The sequence below is a fragment of the Pedobacter hiemivivus genome (assembly GCF_004331685.1).
GTDB classification, from domain to species: Bacteria; Bacteroidota; Bacteroidia; order Sphingobacteriales; family Sphingobacteriaceae; genus Pedobacter; species Pedobacter hiemivivus.
The window spans coordinates 320,282-337,883 of sequence record NZ_SJSM01000003.1 but is presented as its reverse complement, the minus strand read 5'-3'; the positions used below and the strand labels follow the sequence as shown (position 1 = coordinate 337,883).

The 17,602-nt window shown below is 39.3% G+C and carries 14 protein-coding genes; 9 read left to right on the top strand and 5 right to left on the bottom strand.

Translation table 11 applies throughout. The features are described from left to right. Nucleotides 1-16: 16 nt before the first annotated feature. Both EZ444_RS07615 and EZ444_RS07610 read right to left on the bottom strand, forming a co-directional pair. Nucleotides 17-1,282 (bottom strand): DUF1501 domain-containing protein, encoded by a 1,266-nt coding sequence (locus tag EZ444_RS07615; RefSeq protein WP_131608129.1) that lies wholly within the window; start codon nucleotides 1,280-1,282, stop codon nucleotides 17-19. Nucleotides 1,283-1,299: 17 nt separating this feature from the next. Further along, on the bottom strand, nucleotides 1,300-3,288 hold the full coding sequence (locus EZ444_RS07610) for a DUF1800 domain-containing protein (RefSeq protein ID WP_131608128.1): 1,989 nt from the start codon (nucleotides 3,286-3,288) through the stop codon (nucleotides 1,300-1,302). Between the two features lie 159 nt (nucleotides 3,289-3,447). Here EZ444_RS07610 and EZ444_RS07605 point away from each other — a divergent pair, with 159 nt between their 5' ends. The 7 genes from EZ444_RS07605 to EZ444_RS07575 all read left to right on the top strand — a co-directional run bounded on the left by EZ444_RS07605 (nucleotide 3,448) and on the right by EZ444_RS07575 (nucleotide 10,915). After that, nucleotides 3,448-3,999 (top strand): fasciclin domain-containing protein, encoded by a 552-nt coding sequence (locus tag EZ444_RS07605; protein ID WP_131608127.1) that lies wholly within the window; start codon nucleotides 3,448-3,450, stop codon nucleotides 3,997-3,999. Nucleotides 4,000-4,172: 173 nt separating this feature from the next. Continuing rightward, nucleotides 4,173-5,057: a cupin-like domain-containing protein gene (locus EZ444_RS07600; protein ID WP_131608126.1), complete on the top strand. Its 885-nt coding sequence runs from the start codon at nucleotides 4,173-4,175 to the stop codon at nucleotides 5,055-5,057. Nucleotides 5,058-5,141: 84 nt separating this feature from the next. After that, nucleotides 5,142-6,023 carry a cupin-like domain-containing protein gene (locus tag EZ444_RS07595; protein ID WP_131608125.1) on the top strand — a complete coding sequence of 294 codons (882 nt, stop codon included), beginning with the start codon at nucleotides 5,142-5,144 and terminating at the stop codon, nucleotides 6,021-6,023. An 83-nt stretch (nucleotides 6,024-6,106) separates the two neighbouring features. Continuing rightward, nucleotides 6,107-7,204, top strand: coding sequence for a vWA domain-containing protein (locus tag EZ444_RS07590; RefSeq protein WP_131608124.1), 1,098 nt, complete (start codon nucleotides 6,107-6,109; stop codon nucleotides 7,202-7,204). A 26-nt stretch (nucleotides 7,205-7,230) separates the two neighbouring features. Further along, a complete protein-coding gene (locus EZ444_RS07585) occupies nucleotides 7,231-8,709 on the top strand; it encodes a sigma 54-interacting transcriptional regulator (RefSeq protein WP_131608123.1) in 1,479 nt (492 codons plus the stop codon). 36 nt (nucleotides 8,710-8,745) lie between these two features. After that, nucleotides 8,746-10,005, top strand: a complete 1,260-nt coding sequence (locus tag EZ444_RS07580; RefSeq protein WP_131608122.1) for a metallophosphoesterase — start codon at nucleotides 8,746-8,748, stop codon at nucleotides 10,003-10,005. Nucleotides 10,006-10,024: 19 nt separating this feature from the next. Continuing rightward, on the top strand, nucleotides 10,025-10,915 hold the full coding sequence (locus tag EZ444_RS07575; protein ID WP_131608121.1) for a UbiA prenyltransferase family protein: 891 nt from the start codon (nucleotides 10,025-10,027) through the stop codon (nucleotides 10,913-10,915). Here EZ444_RS07575 and EZ444_RS07570 read toward each other — a convergent pair. The 3 genes from EZ444_RS07570 to EZ444_RS07560 are packed head-to-tail and all read right to left on the bottom strand — an operon-like array spanning nucleotide 10,912 to nucleotide 15,178. Next, on the bottom strand, nucleotides 10,912-11,601 hold the full coding sequence (locus tag EZ444_RS07570; RefSeq protein WP_131608120.1) for a response regulator transcription factor: 690 nt from the start codon (nucleotides 11,599-11,601) through the stop codon (nucleotides 10,912-10,914). The two genes, EZ444_RS07575 and EZ444_RS07570, sit on opposite strands and share 4 nt — an antisense overlap. A gap of 4 nt (nucleotides 11,602-11,605) precedes the next feature. Next, nucleotides 11,606-13,273, bottom strand: coding sequence for a sensor histidine kinase (locus tag EZ444_RS07565; RefSeq protein ID WP_131608119.1), 1,668 nt, complete (start codon nucleotides 13,271-13,273; stop codon nucleotides 11,606-11,608). A 12-nt stretch (nucleotides 13,274-13,285) separates the two neighbouring features. After that, nucleotides 13,286-15,178: a S9 family peptidase gene (locus EZ444_RS07560; protein WP_131608118.1), complete on the bottom strand. Its 1,893-nt coding sequence runs from the start codon at nucleotides 15,176-15,178 to the stop codon at nucleotides 13,286-13,288. A 294-nt stretch (nucleotides 15,179-15,472) separates the two neighbouring features. Here EZ444_RS07560 and EZ444_RS07555 point away from each other — a divergent pair, with 294 nt between their 5' ends. Both EZ444_RS07555 and EZ444_RS07550 read left to right on the top strand, forming a co-directional pair. After that, entirely contained in the window at nucleotides 15,473-17,281 is a 1,809-nt protein-coding gene (locus EZ444_RS07555) for a tetratricopeptide repeat protein (RefSeq protein ID WP_131608117.1), read from the top strand. 15 nt (nucleotides 17,282-17,296) lie between these two features. Continuing rightward, nucleotides 17,297-17,599, top strand: coding sequence for a DUF4286 family protein (locus tag EZ444_RS07550; RefSeq protein ID WP_131608116.1), 303 nt, complete (start codon nucleotides 17,297-17,299; stop codon nucleotides 17,597-17,599). Nucleotides 17,600-17,602: the final 3 nt, after the last annotated feature.

Here is a 17,602-nt window from a genome sequence, read left to right as displayed (position 1 = left end):
ATAGTACGAAAATCGGCTACCTCATTACACCAATTTTGTTACCTTCCCAATCCGGAAACAGCACCTTATCGTTGTTGATGTTCAGGTGCTTATCAGCCACCTCACTAAACACACTTCTAAAATCAGTAGTTACGGCAAGATCCCTACCGTCTTCAAGGTTTTCGACAGCCAGTGGATTTACAAGACCATGTACCAAGCCGCCATTAACACCATTGCCCAAAATAAAGTTGCAAGATGCCCTTCCGTGATCCGTTCCACCGGTACCATTTTGTTTTACAGTACGACCAAATTCAGTCATTGTCATTACCGTTAAGTCATCCTGATAAGTCCCCATATCTGCCCAAAAGGCCATCATACTCTGGCTCAAATCATTTACATTCCTGGCAAAAATACCGGTGTCTGCACCCTGATTAAAGTGGGTATCCCAGCCTCCAGATTCAGCAAAGGCAACCTCCATTCCAACATCCATTTTTATTAACTGAGCGATCTGTTTCAACGAATTTCCCAGTGCCGAATTAGGATATACAGCATTGTTTGATGGTTTATAGTTTTTTGTATCTACCTTTTGAAGCATTTTCATGGCATCAAAGCTTTCCTTTCCTGTCTCTTTCAATAAGCCAGACGAGGTGGTATCATATAGATCTTCAAAACTTTTTGCAGCCATATTTGCACCTTTAACATTACCTCTTAATTGTATGTTAAAATCCTGCAGGTTGCTAATCGCCACTGCGGGGTTATCACCATAGAATGATCTTGGCAAGGATGAAGTTAAGCTAACGCCCTGGAATGGAGTTGCGGCTTCATGCCCCAACAATCCGACTGCACGGTTTAACCAGCCACTATCTGTTCCTTTTCTAAAGGGGGTACCAGATTCCATATAATCCTGTGCATCAAAATGCGAACGGGTATTATTTGGGGAACCTATGCCATGTACAATTGCCATTCTTTTTTCCCTAAACATACTTTCGAAAGCCACCATTGAAGGATGCAGGCCAAAACGACCATCCAGATCTATCAACGGTGTTGTTTTGCCTCCTTTAGCAGCACTCATAAACAAGGTTGGTCGGGCAGCCTTTAAGTAACTATCAGTAAATGGAGTTACAGCCATTAAGCCGTCCATTGCCCCACGCTGAAAAATGCACACCATTATCTTTTTCCTTTTAAACAAGCCCGGAGCTTTTGTTCCGGCAACAGCTTCGGCTAAAAAGCCAGGAATACCACCCATTCCGATGCCAAATAAGGCCAATCCCCCTGCTTTTATAAATCCTCTTCTTGAAGTCATGATTATATATTTAAGGTTTATTTACGTTGAAATTCTGGAGAGCCAATAATTACGCCTACTACCTGGGCCAACATAGTATTGTTACCAGTCGCGTAAGTAATTTTATCTGCTTTTTTACCCTTGCCTTTATTGGCCACCTTGGCTTCCTTTTTATCGACTTGATCCATGCTTTGCATTTCAGCACTAGCCATCGTATCCATAGTCTGAGGTGGCGAAGCTTTTGCTGCAGCAGTTTCGATCTTATTGACCAGATCCGGGTCGTTTAACATCGGTTTTAACCGCTTAACCGTTTCCTGGACATCACGTTCGGGCATAATCAGCTTACAATAAATCAGCAATGCTGCATCTGCACTTTCAGGTTCATGGTTGTTATTTAATGAAGCCAGGTTTATCTTAACTCCTGGAATTCTTTGCGTAGCCAGGGCCAATCCAAAATTCATCCTGTTTAATAAAGAACCAGTATTGATCCAGTATTGTCCCTTATCTGGAAAACCCGTAGGAGCTTGATAATAATACATCTTTTGGCCCATTTTATTGATCCAGGTATACAACTGATAAGGTTGCGTAATTTCAGCGTTCAAGCTCCGCACAGCACTTATGGCTAGCTCAAAAGGAGATTTTGTTTTCTCCCTTAAGGATTCTTTACTCCAAAATTCTGGGGAAGAAACCATGGTAATCATTACATCTTTAATATCTCCGTCGGTTTTAAGAAAGGTTTTAGCCATCTTATCTACCAATGATGGAGCTGGATTGTCGTTAACAAACCTTGTGGCAATCTTTTTTGAAATGAATTTTGCTGTTGAAGGATGATGTGCAAGCATGGTAAGCAGCTCTACGCCTTCATCGTACCCCTGACCTGCAGCGAAACGTTTACCCAATACTATTTTCTCGCCATTATCGTGACGGGTTGGCATAAACAAAAAGTCGCCATCGTGTACAAAACCGCGTTTCTCTAGTGTATTAGCATCTATTTTGTCTAAGATATTTTTCCCAGCCGAACCATAACCATTATCGCCCATAGGTGCAATACCCCAACCGGTTAATACTCTTGCGGCCTGGGTTACATCACTTTGAGTATATCCTCCATCTACGCCCAAAGTATGTAATTCCATTACCTCACGGGCATAATTTTCATTCAATCCACCTTGTTTCTTTTTCTGCTGTTGCTTTTTATTCGTTGCAGGATTTGCGAATGGCCGACCGTTTGGACGTTGATTTACTTTTTTAACACCGCCCATTTCCATCATCATACCGCCATCATTACTGGCTACAGGATTTCCGCTACTCGAAAAATTATCCAGATACATCAACATGGCTGGAGACTTTGCCGTGGCCAGCAACAAGGTTTGAAACTTACCTGTAACATTGGGCCTGATTACATCCCGCTCATAAGCAGGAATAAACGATGCACTTTGATTTTTTGTTAGAGAAACATTGAAATGATTAAACCAGAAATCGGTTAGTAACTCATGTAATTGATTATTTGTATAGGCAGCCCTAAGTATTTTTTGATTGAAAAATTGGCGGAAAAGCTCTTGTTGAGGTTTGTAACCTTTCGATTCCATAAAAGCTTTTACCTTTTGTCTGTATTCTTTTCCATCGGTTTTATTGACAGAATCCTTATTGATTACTCCTTCCTTAACAGCCATTCGTACAGCCAGTCCGTTACGAGGATATTTATTTTCGACCTCGGTATTACTCAAATTGATGTCATCGTATTGACTCAAAGATTTATTTAAAGCTTCGTCATCAATCTTCCCATCTAACTGTTTTAGAAACCACTTTTCGAGGCCCATCTTAACCACCTCATCAATATCTTCAGGTTTTGCGCCATAGGTAAACCTACTTAAAAGATGCGCTGCTGCCTGTCGCTCGTCCAGGCCAGCTTGTTTATAAGGGAATGCAAATTTTACCGCAGCTGCCTTTTCCTTTTGAAAGGCCGAGCACAATACGGTGATAAAAAGCACAACTACAAATGAATAGATAACTTTTGTTGGTGTTTTCATACTAAGTTACAATTTGATTATAATGCTATGACAATAGAAATCCAATAAGGATTAAACTGAATGCAAAAAAAATATTACTATAACTAAAAATACAAAAAATAGACCGTAAAAAATCCACCGTAAAGCTTTCCTCGTATCTGCCTTTATAAAACAGAAACCATGAAACGAATATTTCTTTCAGTAATTGCCTTAGTAGCTATGGCATGCACGACACAAGTCTACGCTCAAAAAAATCCTACTGTTGGTGGAGCGGCCATGTATGCGACTAAAGACATTGTAGACAATGCAGTAAACTCTAAAGACCATACTACATTAGTTGCAGCGGTTAAAGCTGCAGGCCTGGTTGAAACCTTAAAATCAGCTGGACCATTTACAGTTTTTGCGCCAACAAACGAAGCATTTGATAAACTACCCGCCGGAACTATCGCGACCCTATTAAAACCTGAAAACAAAGCCACTTTAACAAAAATATTAACCTACCATGTAGTAGCAGGTACTTGGACTGCTGCTGAGATTGAAAAAGCCATCAAAAAAGGAAAGGGCAAAGCAGAATTAACCACCGTTAGCGGCGGTAAACTTTGGGCCTGGATGGAAGGTAAAAAGTTAATGATCAAAGACGAAAAAGGTGGTAGCACAACCATTACCATTGCCAACGTAATGCAAAAAAATGGTGTGATACATGTAGTAGACACCGTATTAATGCCTAAATAAAAAAGAAGTTGAGGGGGATTTGTGAAGGCCGGCCCTGGGGAGGTGCCGGCCATTTTTATTTAAAAAATATAGAGAAGATGAGCTCATTTGTCAAGTGTTTTTAATTTTTGAGCTAACAATTTCCTTCCAATTCTTGTTTATATAATTTTGCTTCATCTTAACATTTTATTTATATGAAGTTTGACTTAACTCCTATTGATATCGTTAATGATATCAATAAAACAGATTTTGAAAAACATTATTTAAATCCCCGCAAACCACTTATCATAAAAAACAGGTCTAAGGAATGGCCAGCCCATGATAAATGGAATCTAGATTACATGAAAACAGTAGTTGGTGATCAAACTGTATCACTCTACGATAGCTCCAAAGCAGATCCATCTAAGCCGATTAATGCTCCGGCAGCAGAGATGAAGTTTGGCGACTATATAGAACTGATAAAACATACACCAACAGACTTACGTATATTCCTTTTCGACCCAATTAAGCAAGCGCCCAAACTATTGGAAGACTACAGAGCCCCAAAGGATTTAATGGGCGGCTTTTTAGACAGCTACCCGAATATGTTTTTTGGCGGCAAAGGCTCCGTTACATTTTTACATTACGACATTGATATGGCCCATATTTTCCATACCCACTTTAACGGGCGTAAACATGTGATCTTGTTCGAAAACAAATGGAAAGAACGTCTATACCAAATACCTTACGCCACCTATGCACTGGAGGATTATGATGTAGAAAATCCCAATTTCGATAAATACCCTGCCTTAAAAGGCGTTAAAGGGGTAGAAGCATTTCTTGAACATGGCGACACGCTGTTTATGCCTACTGGATACTGGCATTGGATGAAATATCTGGATGGTTCCTTTTCTATCAGTTTAAGGGCATGGGACAAATCCTGGGCTGTAAAAGCAAGAAGTTTATACAACTTAACCCTCCAACGCAAGTTCGATGACTTTATGAAGGCCAATTTCAGAGAAAAATATATGGGCTGGAAAGAAGAACTGGCTGTAAAAAGAGCCAACCGAGCACTAAAACGAAAAAAACCTAATGAATAGATTACAAAAAAAATCTCTAAGTTTGTTTTAAATAGGATCAGTAATCGGCATTAAGCCGCTAACAGGTATCGTATTATTAAACATATGAGCTTTATTTTAAAGCCGGTAGACACCGTTGAAAGCATCAGCCTTGCTGATTTTAAAAAAAATTATCTGGATGCCCGTCGTCCTTTAATCATCAAAGGCTTAACCAAGACCTGGCCTGCCAGAGAAAAATGGACAACCGACTACCTGAAGCAAATAGCAGGAGATGTGAACGTGAGTTTGATGGACAACTCCAAAGCCGACCCCTCTAAGCCCATCAATGCATCAGTTGCAGAAATGCGCTTTGGCGATTATCTGGACCTGATCAAGTCTAAACCAACCGAACTCCGAATCTTTTTCTTCAACCTATTTAAGCACGTGCCTAACCTTGTGGATGACATTGTTATTCCTAAAGACTTGATGGGGGGCTTTATTGAAAGTATGCCGGCCATGTTCTTTGGCGGTTCAAATTCTGTTACTTTTTTACATTACGATATTGATCTGCCCCACCTTTTCCATACCCACTTTGGCGGCAGAAAACACATTATATTGTTCGACAATAAATGGAAAAAACGCCTGTATTGCATCCCGAATGCAACTTACGCATTAGAGGATTATGATGTGGCCAATCCTGATTTCGAGAAATTCCCCGCTTTAAAAGGTGTAGAAGGATATGAAGTATTCCTTGAACATGGTGATACTTTATTTATGCCAACTGGCATGTGGCATTGGATGAAGTACCTGGATGGTTCTTTCTCCCTAAGCCTTAGGGCCTGGGATGCCTCTTTAACCAGAAAAGCACAAAGCGTTTTTAACCTCGCTATTAAAGGTGGACTAGACAGTGTATTAAAAATGGCTTTTAAGGCTCCGTACGCAAAATGGAGAGAACGTTTAGCAATAAAAAGGGCAGAAAAGGCTTTAGCTAACGGCGAACCGAAATAATTAACCGCCCGGTATTTTTACAACGACATAACATTACTGATACCAGAAACTTTTACCTTCGATAAATCGTTTATATCGAGAGTATGAGAGGGTACCATTTTTCTGACTATAAGCCTGATGACTCCCCAAGCGGAGGATTTAATGAGTTGCTAAATTTATTTACTCAACTGCTCAATTATACGGCAGGTGATGCCGGCGAAGCATTGGCATGGATGAATGAATTGGACAAGCAATACAAATTGACCAATAATGAGTATGCTATGGGTGATTTTATTGATGACCTGAAGGATAAAGGCTACATCACAGAATCTCCAACAAATGGAAAGATCAGCATCACCGCTAAAACGGAACAAACCATACGTAAGTCGGCCCTGGAAGAGATCTTCGGCAAACTAAAAAAAGCAGGAAGAGGGAATCACAATAGTAACCTGTCTGGTATTGGCGAAGAAAAAAATGCTGATAGAAGGGAATACACATTCGGGGATAGTCTGGATCAAATAGATATGACGGCCTCTATTCACAATGCACAGATCAATCATGGTATCGGTAACTTTACGTTAACAGAACGGGATCTTGAAGTAGAGGAAAAGGATTTCAAAACGCTAACTTCGACTGTGCTTATGATTGATATCTCTCATTCTATGATCTTATATGGTGAAGACAGAATAACGCCCGCCAAGAAGGTAGCCATGGCGCTTGCTGAGTTAATTAGAACACGTTACCCGAAAGACACCTTAGATATTGTAGTTTTTGGTAACGATGCCTGGACCATTTCGGTTAAAGATCTGCCTTATTTACAAGTTGGCCCCTACCACACGAACACTTATGCGGGGCTTGAATTGGCAACAGACTTACTGCGCAGACGTAAAACACATAACAAACAGATTTTTATGATCACCGATGGTAAGCCTACTTGTTTAAAAGAAAACGGGCGTTACTATAAAAACAGCATGGGGCTGGACAGGAAAGTGATCAGTAAAACCCTAAATATGGCTGCGCAGTGTAAGCGGCTCGGCATCCCCATTACAACCTTTATGATTGCTCAGGATCCATACCTACAACAGTTTGTCCGGGAGTTTACACAAGTAAACGGCGGAAGGGCATTTTACAGTTCCCTAACTGGATTAGGAGAGTATATATTTGAGGATTATATTAAAAATAGAAGAAAAACTGTAAGATAAATAAGGATTAAAGAACAAAGATATAAATGGACCACAACACGATAAAAACGCTTGGCGACCTAAAAGCAGCCAAATATAAATCCTTATCCGTTAAAGATGAGCTCCGTAAAAACCTGATTAAGCAACTCAAAGCCAGATCGGATGGGTTTCAGGGCATTTTAGGTTATAACGACACTGTTATACCCGAACTGCACACCGCTATTTTATCCCGTCACAATATCCTGTTACTCGGTTTACGTGGACAGGCAAAAACCCGTATTGCTCGCTTAATGGTCGATTTATTAGATGAATATATCCCATATGTAGGTGGAAGCGAGATCTTTGATGATCCTCTTAATCCCATTTCATGGTATGCCAAGCATGAAATATTAATACATGGCGACAATACACCTATCAGCTGGCAACACCGTTCGGAACGTTATACTGAAAAGCTAGCTACGCCAGATGTTACAGTGGCCGATCTAATTGGCGATATAGATCCCATTAAAGCCGCTACGCTAAAACTTACTTATAACGATGAACGTGTGATCCATTTTGGATTGATACCAAGAGCCCATCGAAGCATCTTTGTAATTAATGAATTACCCGATCTCCAAGCCAGGATTCAGGTAGCACTGTTTAATATGCTACAAGAAAAAGATATCCAGATCAGGGGGTTCAAACTTCGTTTACCACTTGATGTTCAATTTGTGTTTACTGCAAATCCAGAGGATTATACCAATCGCGGTTCTATCGTTACCCCTTTAAAAGACCGTATTGAAAGCCAGATCCTTACCCATTATCCTAAAACAATAGAAATTGCTAGAGAGATCACCCGCCAGGAAACCAGGATAAGTCCAGAAAGACTGAAACAAGTTCATTCCGACGGATTGATCAGAAACCTTATTGAACAAGTAGCAATCGAAGCTAGAAAAAGTGAGTTTATTGATCAGAAATCAGGTGTTTCTGCAAGACTTAGTATTGCTGCTTTTGAGAATCTAATCAGTACCGCAGAACGAAGAATGCTCCTTAAAAGAGAAAAAAACACTGAAGTCCGCTTATCAGATCTTACCGGAATCATTCCTGCTATAACCGGAAAAATCGAACTAGTTTATGAAGGAGAACTGGAAGGCCCCGCTAAAGTTGCCCACACACTTATCGGGAAGGCCATCAAAACGTTCTTTCCCAATTATTTCCCCGACCCGGAAAAAGTTAAGAAAGATAAGCAAGGCAATCCTTATGAAAAGATTACACACTGGTTTACAGAAGGCAACACATTAGATCTAGCCGACAACTTAAACAACATTCAATACCAAAAGGAATTGATGAAAGTTGATGGACTATTTGAATTGGTAAAGTTTTATCATCCAAAAGCATATGAAAACCAAATATTCTTGCTGATGGAATTAGTCTTACATGGACTAGCCGAATACTCTCAACTCAATAAAAAATACCTGGCTGGAGGCTTTGGCTTTTCAGACATGTTCGACAGTCTGTTTAACATTAATATGCAAGACGAAGACTAACAAACAACAATTTCAATTAAAACAACATATTTAACTATGGGCCGATTACCCCTAATCATATTTTTATCCGTTTTCCTTTTAATATTCGACTATTACTGCTACCGTGCCATATTATCAGTTTTTAAAAGCTGGAAGCCAAGTACAAAAAAACTATTTAGCATACTTTGGTGGACTTATACCATTGGCCTGGTAGTAGGTGTTTTTGCGGGGATTTATCTAAATCTATACCTTACCGTAAGAGCTGTTATTCTGGTGGCCTTCTTTTTGACTGTCGCCTGCAAGGTAGTCATGTTACCCTTTTTATTGATTGACGACCTAAGAAGAGGTTTTATTAAGCTGATAAGATTAGCAAGAAAAGAAAAACAGACAAGTCCATCTACTACCGCTATAAATGCAGCTTCACCTATTAGCCGCTCGGCTTTTATTGTTAAAGCAGGGATGCTTACCGCTGCAGTACCGCTAGCCTCATTAAGCTGGGGAATTGTATCTGGCGCCTATGATTACAAAATAAAACGTAAAACCCTTATCCTTCCAAATTTACCAAAAGCTTTTGATGGTATAAAAATGGCCCAGATTTCCGATGTCCATTCGGGTAGCTTTTACAACCCTAAGGCGGTACTTGGTGGTGTTGAAATGTTGCTTGGAGAAAAGCCTGATTTTGTGTTCTTCACAGGTGATTTGGTCAATGATATGGCTTCAGAAATGCGCGGGTATCAGGATATCTTTTCAAAAATAAAAGCGCCACTAGGGGTATACTCAACACTGGGTAATCACGATTATGGAGATTACCACTTTGGCAAAGCTCCATCTGCTGCCAAGGCAAAGAACTTGCAGGATGTGATAAAAACACACGAAATAATGGGCTGGGATCTGTTGATGAACGAAAACAGAAGGTTAAAGGTTGATGGTGAAGAAATCGGTATCCTGGGCATCGAAAACTGGGGAATGGGCCGTTTTCCAAAATACGGACGCATGGACCTTGCAGTTAAAAATACCGACGATCTACCGGTTAAACTACTCCTTTCTCATGACCCTTCGCACTGGCGTGGACAGGTACTTGAAAAATACCCACAAATAGATGCCATGTTTAGTGGCCATACCCATGGGATGCAATTTGGAGTAAGAACTGAAAGGTTCCAATGGAGCCCGGTGCAGTATATTTATAAGGAATGGGCTGGTTTGTATCAGGAACAAAAGCAACAACTTTATGTAAATGTTGGCTACGGCTTTTTAGGCTACCCCGGAAGAGTTGGAATCTTGCCGGAAATAACGATATTTGAATTAAAGCGAGCCTAATTCAAACCAAATACCAAACATGATTAAAAAAGTGCTCTTGCCAATTCTTGACTTTTTGCTTTTCAGCAATTTGTTTATTGCAATTTGCGCTGTTGCTCAAGGGCTGATTACTTATCACTTATTAAATGTAGCGCCCGACAAGTACATTCTGGCTATTATATTTTTCGGCACTATCGGCATCTATAATTTCAGTATGCTGCTGTCTAAGCCTCAAGACCCCAAAAACTCACCATACGCAAGGGTACGATGGATATTTTCGCATCATAGGCTAATCATATCCATTACCCTCATTTCGGTACTCTGTCTAATCCCATTAGGCCTGCTTTATCTCAGTATTGAGGCTAAACTACTCATGATATTTACTGCAGTACTTGCTTTAGGCTATAATATCCCCTTTTTAACGCTTAACAACCAAAAAATCGGTCTGCGAAATATTCCGGGCATCAAACTATTTTTAATCGCTCTGGTATGGTCTGTAAGCTGCGTACTGCTCCCCGTGGTAGAGCTGGAACATAATTATCAGATCAATATTTCAACAGCAGAAACCTTATTACTAGTTGCCAAGCGCTTCCTGTTTGTAGCAGCAATTACCATCCCATTTGACATCAGGGATTTATTTCAAGACAAACTTTATGCCTTGAAAACCATCCCTGTAATGCTAGGCGAAAAAAAAGCATATATCTTCTGCCAGTTCCTACTTGTAGGCTACTTAGCGTTATTATTGCTGTTTAGGCAAGCTTCTATTTCAGATATTATTGCACTAACCTTAACCCTCCTGCTTACAGGCTGGTTAATTTTCAAATCCAATATCAAAAAGAATGAATATTACTACTTCTTTTATATCGATGGAACCATGTTGTTGCAATACGTGGTGCTGATACTAGCCAGTTACCTGACGGCTTTAATTTAAGCCGGATTAAAACGGTATCCCACTCCCCTAACCGTTTGCAGCAATTGAGGGTTATCAGGGTTCAGTTCAATCTTTTTACGTAAACGTACAATATGCATATCAAGCGTACGTGTATTTACATCAGAATTGTATCCCCAAACTACCAACATCAATTCATCTCTGTTGATGACCTTATTCGGGTTGCGTAAAAAATAAAGCAATATCCTATTCTCCAGAATAGTCAACTCAATCTTTTTACCGTCTCTAAATAAAGTATGAATATTAGGATGATGTTCCATATCGCCAAAACGATGCACTTCAGAGCGGTCGTTGTGTAAAAGAAACTTCACCTTACTATCAAGCATAGCAACCAACACATCCATATTAAATGGTTTAGTTACATAATCCGAAGCCCCAAAATTATAAGCATCAATCTTATCTACATCCTGCGCTTTTGCGGTCATCATAATAATCAAATTATCGAAACCTTGTTTCCGTACATCTTCACATATCTGGTCGCCCTGTTTGCCAGGCAACATCCAATCCAACAAAACGATATCCGGTTTTTCCGCTAATATGACCCGTTCTGCTTCTTCTCCATCTCCAACTTCAGAAACTTCATATCCTTCAGATTTTAAACGATGTACTACTAAGAAACGTAAGTTCTCATCATCTTCAACTATCAGTATTTTAACTCCTTTCGACATATCTTTAATCATTATATGGTAATACAATTTTAAATTCTGATCCTTTATTTACTTTGCTCTTCACCGTAATCTCCCCTTCCATAAAATTAACCAGTTCCTTACAAAAAGCCAGCCCCAATCCCACACTTCCATTTTGGTTGTATTGATTTTGAATACGGAAAAACTTCTTAAATATATTATTAATTTCCGACGCAGGTATACCTATACCATGATCCGTAAATCTAAACACCACTTTCCCTTTAATTAATCGGGCACTGATGTGCAATTTTTTACGCTCCGGTGGAGAATACTTATAGGCATTCTCGGCAAGGTTATCAAATAAGCTGCCAAGCAGTACCGGGTCGGTCACAAATGTGCTAACACCACTCACCTCGTAAGTAAAATTAAAATCAGGATGCTTTAACCGATGGGACTCTACAGTGCTTTCAATAAAATCTACTATACGAATCCGATCCCGATTTAACTGTATCGATTTATTCTCTATCTGCGTAAACGCAAGTAGCTTATTCATCAATCCATTCAACTTATCCGCCTCTTCATCCAATATTTTACCGTACAGCTTAAGTTCCCTTTCGGTAAGTGTAACGGCACTTTTAATGTTATTCCCTGCTATCTTTATCACGCTGACGGGCGTTTTAAACTCATGCGTCAGGTTATTTACAAAATCATACTGTAGTTTAAACATCTTCTGGTTAATGTTCAAGTTCCGGTAAATTAAAACAGCCACCAGTACCAGTATGCCGTAAAAAAATAGGATCGCCAACGCAATAGGGAAAAAATAACTAAAGATCTCTTTATCAATAAAAGATTTTGAAGAAATAAAGAAAAGTTTATAATCAGAAAATGGCCCCGGCAAAGTAATCTCCGTACTTAAATACACCGCTGTGGTATCTAAAGGATCATAAGTAAGTGGAGCCATTTTAATATATTGGTACAACAACGGACGCGGGTTGATGATCTTTATCTTATAAGGATCTAGCTGAAAAGACAGCATGTCCTGCTGATAAACAGGACTGGGATCTAATGTTTTCCGCAACATGTCCTTATAGATCTTCAAATCCTCCAACCTTGGAATATTCAAGTAAGTGATCTTGTTGCTGCGAACATTGCTAAAATTACTAAACAGCTCATCCTGTGTAGGAATACGAGTCGTATCCAAGCTTTCAATATAAGACACCAGTTTTAGCGCCAGCGCATTAAAATCATCCCCAACAATAAAATTACGGGTATCATTTATTGAAAACAGCCGAATAGAATCACTGGGAACAAGGCTTCCAAACTGGTAAATATTTTTTGGCCCAAAGGAGAATTTACCTGTATTTAATCCGTCATTAACCGGCGTATTACTCACCTCAGAATCATAAAAAATAACCTTTGATACGAAAGGATATTCCAACAAAACCGTATCTACAAACCTCGAAGCTGTTGCCGAATCGAGATATCCGTTATAGAAAGAAACTTCAGGTAGCTTTTTTTGAAAGAAATCATTATAAGGTTTAATACTTTGCTCGAGTACCTTTACCTTTTCGGAGACAAATTCGTTTTCGATATATTTAGTACTAAATCTATAGGCCAATCCCAAAGAGAGTAGAAACAGCACTGACATCAACACGATGAAAGTGAGTATCAACGAAAAATTCTTACGGTAACCGTCTTTCTTCTCTGAAGCCATAGGAGGGTGAATTTACTTCCTTTTCAGGTTAAATTCTAAAAACTCATCCAGCGTAGTGTAAAATTTATGCCTTAACGCTCCATTCTTGCCAGCAAACATATCACCTTGATTTTCGATATAGGTAACACTTATATCGCGTTTTTTTAGGTTCTTAACAAACTGCATAGTTTCACTCGAGTTGTTATTGGGATCTTTAATATTTTGAGCCAATAATACGGGTGCATTGATTTTATCCGTCTGGAACAATGGCGACACCTGCCTCATTTTATCTATATCTGTAAGCGGATTACCAATAATTTCGTAATACATCTGCAAAATAGGTTTTTGATAAGGCGGAATCGATTTTAAGTAAGTGAATAAATTAATTACACCGGCATTCGATGCTGCACAAGCATAAGTGTCGGGATGTAAGTACAAGCTATTTAAAGCAATATAGCCCCCAAAACCGGTACCATAAATGCCAACTCTTTTGGGATCGGCAATTTTATTGCGAACAAGCCATTTCACACCATCATCAATATCATCCTGTATTTTACTACCCCATTGCTTAAATCCTGCGGCTACAAAGTTTTTCCCATACCCAGAAGAGCCTCGGTAATTTACCTGGAATACGGCATAGCCTCTATTAGCCAAAAACTGAACTTCCGGATTATACCCCCATAAGTTCCTTTCCACGGGACCATCATGGGGCAGTACCACAACCGGCAAGTTTTCTGCTTTTTGATTGAGTGGAAGGGTCAAGTATCCATGAATCAATAAACCATCCCTTGATTGGTAGCTTACATGCTTCATTTCGCACATTTCCTCCTCCCGGATTGACGAATTAAAATCACTTAGCTTCCTTACTTTACTTCTATTTGCAAAATAAAGATAATAAGAGCCTGGGTTTTTGTCAGTAAATGTCCTTAGTATAAATACATTTTCTGCTTCATCCCAGTCAAAAATCCTCGTTTCCGTTTTCGGCAAAAGCTTATCCAAATTAGCATACACCTGTCTCACCGAATCATCCAAAAAGTACTTTTCCTTCTTCCAGGTTTCGTAAACCACAAAAGACATTTTTTGCTTCCTTCTTGAATATTGTGCTTCAGTAATGTTTAAAGTATCATTGCAAAAAAGGTTCTTTACTTCTTTCCCTGTATTACAATCCACCTCAACCAAAGCTGTTTTATCTCTGTTAATGTCAGATATGGCATAGATGATATTGGGCCTATTGTGGCTAAAAGCGATGGGTCTAAACGTATCTTTAAAATTACTAGTCAATACGCGTTTAAAAGGTTGGGTTTCGCTAGCCCTGTAAAGAATAGTGCTATTAACGCCATCACTACTAATAGCCAGCCTCAGTTTCCCTTCCGCATCTGTTCTCCAGTCGATAATATTTCCTGGATTCTTAGCCGCCATTTCCATGGCTCCATTACGTACATTTAAACGATAAACATCAAATGCCGTCGAGTCTCTTTTATTAGAGGATACCAGCAAGTATTTATCATCCATCAGCTGATCATCAATAATTCTTAACCGACTCTTTTCATTTTTGACCAGTTGGCGTTCGTTTTTTCCTTCTTTGTCAATAATATACATATCAGACTGGTTGCTAGCTGCATCTGTCTCTTTATAATAGATCAGTTCATTATCGCTCACCCAGCAATAAAAAACAATATTTATCCCCTTAAATTGAGTAATAATCCGCCCCTCACCACTTTCAATATCTTCAATGTAAATGTTCCTGTCTGCTCCCTTTAATTTAAGGTAAGAAAGATTTTTCCCATCTGGAGACAATCTATATCCTACCTTATTTTGTGATTTAAAAAAATCATCAACAGGTATGGTTCGTGTCTCTTTCTGGCGCTGGCAAGCAAAGGCAAGGAGCACCAAAACAAGGAAAAAGTATTTTTTTAATCCAATCATATCATTAATTAGCTTACAAAGCTACGCAACGCCAGCATTGTAAACAGGCAATACACCAATATTGTTACTTTAAAATCTTAATGTTACGTTTAATCATTTTGCGATCAATCTTAACATTTCTTCATACCGGGTTCACACCAAATCTACAATCAGGTACCTTTTTGTGAAGAATGTCTGTAGAATGTGTACATCATGTGAGGCTTTAGCCTTACCTGTAACACAGATCACGAACGCTTCCTACAAGGATTTAGTTAAAAATCGTTAATTTTAAATCCCGGAACTTTAATCCACCAAATGAAAAAACTGGTCATAATCGTTGTATTTTGTTTTGTAAACCTCTTTTGCCTTGCACAAGACAATGTAGATGATGCGCTGGCCTACCAATATTATCAGCAAGGTCAATATCAACAAGCGGTGGTTTTGCTCGAAAAACTATTTAACAAGACAAAAAGCGACACGCATTTTGAGCTCTATTTTAACACCCTGCTTAAACTAAAAAAATATGATGATGCTGAAAAACTAGTCAAAAAGCTAATCAGACAAGATTCAAAGAACTTAGAATATGGCATTGCATTAGCAAGAATTTATCAGGATAAAGGACAAACAGAAGCGGCCAATAAACTATACATGCAGGTGATCAACAACCTCCCTGCTGATGAATTTAAAATCAGAGAAATTGCCAACCATTTTTATGGTTTTCAGGCTTACGACCTGGCCATTTCAGCCTTTTTACAGGGACGTAAAATATTAAATGACGACAAACCCTTTACTTACGAGCTGCTGAGTATTTACCGTTACAAGAAAGACAAAAATATGCTGGTTCAAGAATACCTGAACGCGCTACCTGGAATGCCTCAATTACTCCCACAGGCAGAAAGTGTATTGTCAACCGTATTTGAAGACAACGACGACTATCAGATTTTACAATCAGCCTTACTCAAAAAAATACAAAAAGAACCACAAACAGAAATTTACGCAAAACTACTCATCTGGCAATACCTGCAACAACAGGAGTATGACATGGCCTTAAGGCAGCTTATTGCGCAAGATAAACGCATCAAGGATGATGGGTCCATCTTATTTAATACTACAGGCACATTTTTAGACAATAAAGCTTATCCGGCAGCCATCAAAGCCTATGAGTATTTGTTAACCAAGGGGAAGGAAAACCCGTACTATTTGCCTTCAAAGGTAGAGATGATCAATGCGAAATACCAACAGGTTATAGCCAGCCAGATTGATAAAAAGGCAATAACAGAACTAGCCGCGGAATATCAGGCTATAATTGATGAGTATGGCAAAAATCAACAAACACTTTTTGCGCTAAAGAAGCTCGCCAACTTACAGGCTTACTATCTCAACGACCATAAAAAAGCGGAAGCTGCACTCGAAAACATATTAACCATCCCTGGTATTCCTGCAGCCGAAATCGGGCAAATAAAACTAGAACTCGGCGATGTTTACATATTAACGCAGCAGCCCTGGGAAGCATTTTTGATTTATGAACAAGTGGCCAAGCAATTCGAGAACCAAGATGTAGGTAATGAGGCTCGATACCGATCAGCCAGACTCTCCTTTTATCAAGGGAACTTTACTTATGCCAAATCGCAGGCTGACATATTAAAAGCCTCTACCTCGCAGTTAATCGCAAACGATGCGCTAAACCTTAGTTTACTGATCACAGACAACCTACAATCGACTCTAGATAGCAATGCGCTTAAAATGTATGCAGACGCTGAAATGCTTCAATTTAGTAACCGTCCTTCAAAAGCACTGGCAAAACTAGATAGCATCGCAATTGCCTTTCCCGGCAATAGTCTTGTTGATGATATCTTAATGGCCAAGTCAAGGATATATATTAAAACCAACAACATCAGTAATGCGGTAATTACACTTAAAACACTGACGGAGCAGCAAGCGACCAGCATTTGGGCAGACGATGCCTTATTTACGCTGGCTGATCTTTACGAAACGAATCTGAAGGATATAGAACAGGCTAAAAAACTATACCAGAAATTAATTAATGATCATGCAGGCAGCATGTACACCAATGAAGCGCGCAAGCGTTTCCGAAAACTTCGCGGTGATAATATTGGCACATAGTGTTATCTTTGCACCATGCTATTATATAATGTAACTACAATAATTGAAGACGCAGCTGCGGATAGCTGGCTGAAATGGATGGAGGAGACACATATTCCTAATGTTATGGCATCGGGAAAGTTCGTTTCTTATCGTTTGCTAAGGGTGTTAGACTCACCTAATGAGGGGATAACCTATTGCGCCCAATATGTTGTTGACCACATGGCTGATTATCTTGATTACCAAACAAACTTCGCTCCGGCATTACAAGCCGAGGTGAAAGATCTTTTCGAAAATAAACTTGTCTCTTTCCACACTTTAATGGAATACATCGCTTAATTA

Bases quoted from the DNA above. Each gene is read 5' to 3' on its own strand.
- EZ444_RS07560 (WP_131608118.1), bottom strand. From the start codon at position 15,178: ATGATTGGATTAAAAAAATACTTTTTCCTTGTTTTGGTGCTCCTTGCC.
- EZ444_RS07555 (WP_131608117.1), top strand. From the start codon at position 15,473: ATGAAAAAACTGGTCATAATCGTTGTATTTTGTTTTGTAAACCTCTTT.
- EZ444_RS07585 (WP_131608123.1), top strand. From the start codon at position 7,231: ATGGACCACAACACGATAAAAACGCTTGGCGACCTAAAAGCAGCCAAA.
- EZ444_RS07615 (WP_131608129.1), bottom strand. From the start codon at position 1,282: ATGACTTCAAGAAGAGGATTTATAAAAGCAGGGGGATTGGCCTTATTT.
- EZ444_RS07550 (WP_131608116.1), top strand. From the start codon at position 17,297: ATGCTATTATATAATGTAACTACAATAATTGAAGACGCAGCTGCGGAT.
- EZ444_RS07580 (WP_131608122.1), top strand. From the start codon at position 8,746: ATGGGCCGATTACCCCTAATCATATTTTTATCCGTTTTCCTTTTAATA.
- EZ444_RS07565 (WP_131608119.1), bottom strand. From the start codon at position 13,273: ATGGCTTCAGAGAAGAAAGACGGTTACCGTAAGAATTTTTCGTTGATA.
- EZ444_RS07570 (WP_131608120.1), bottom strand. From the start codon at position 11,601: ATGTCGAAAGGAGTTAAAATACTGATAGTTGAAGATGATGAGAACTTA.
- EZ444_RS07590 (WP_131608124.1), top strand. From the start codon at position 6,107: ATGAGAGGGTACCATTTTTCTGACTATAAGCCTGATGACTCCCCAAGC.
- EZ444_RS07600 (WP_131608126.1), top strand. From the start codon at position 4,173: ATGAAGTTTGACTTAACTCCTATTGATATCGTTAATGATATCAATAAA.
- EZ444_RS07610 (WP_131608128.1), bottom strand. From the start codon at position 3,288: ATGAAAACACCAACAAAAGTTATCTATTCATTTGTAGTTGTGCTTTTT.
- EZ444_RS07605 (WP_131608127.1), top strand. From the start codon at position 3,448: ATGAAACGAATATTTCTTTCAGTAATTGCCTTAGTAGCTATGGCATGC.
- EZ444_RS07575 (WP_131608121.1), top strand. From the start codon at position 10,025: ATGATTAAAAAAGTGCTCTTGCCAATTCTTGACTTTTTGCTTTTCAGC.
- EZ444_RS07595 (WP_131608125.1), top strand. From the start codon at position 5,142: ATGAGCTTTATTTTAAAGCCGGTAGACACCGTTGAAAGCATCAGCCTT.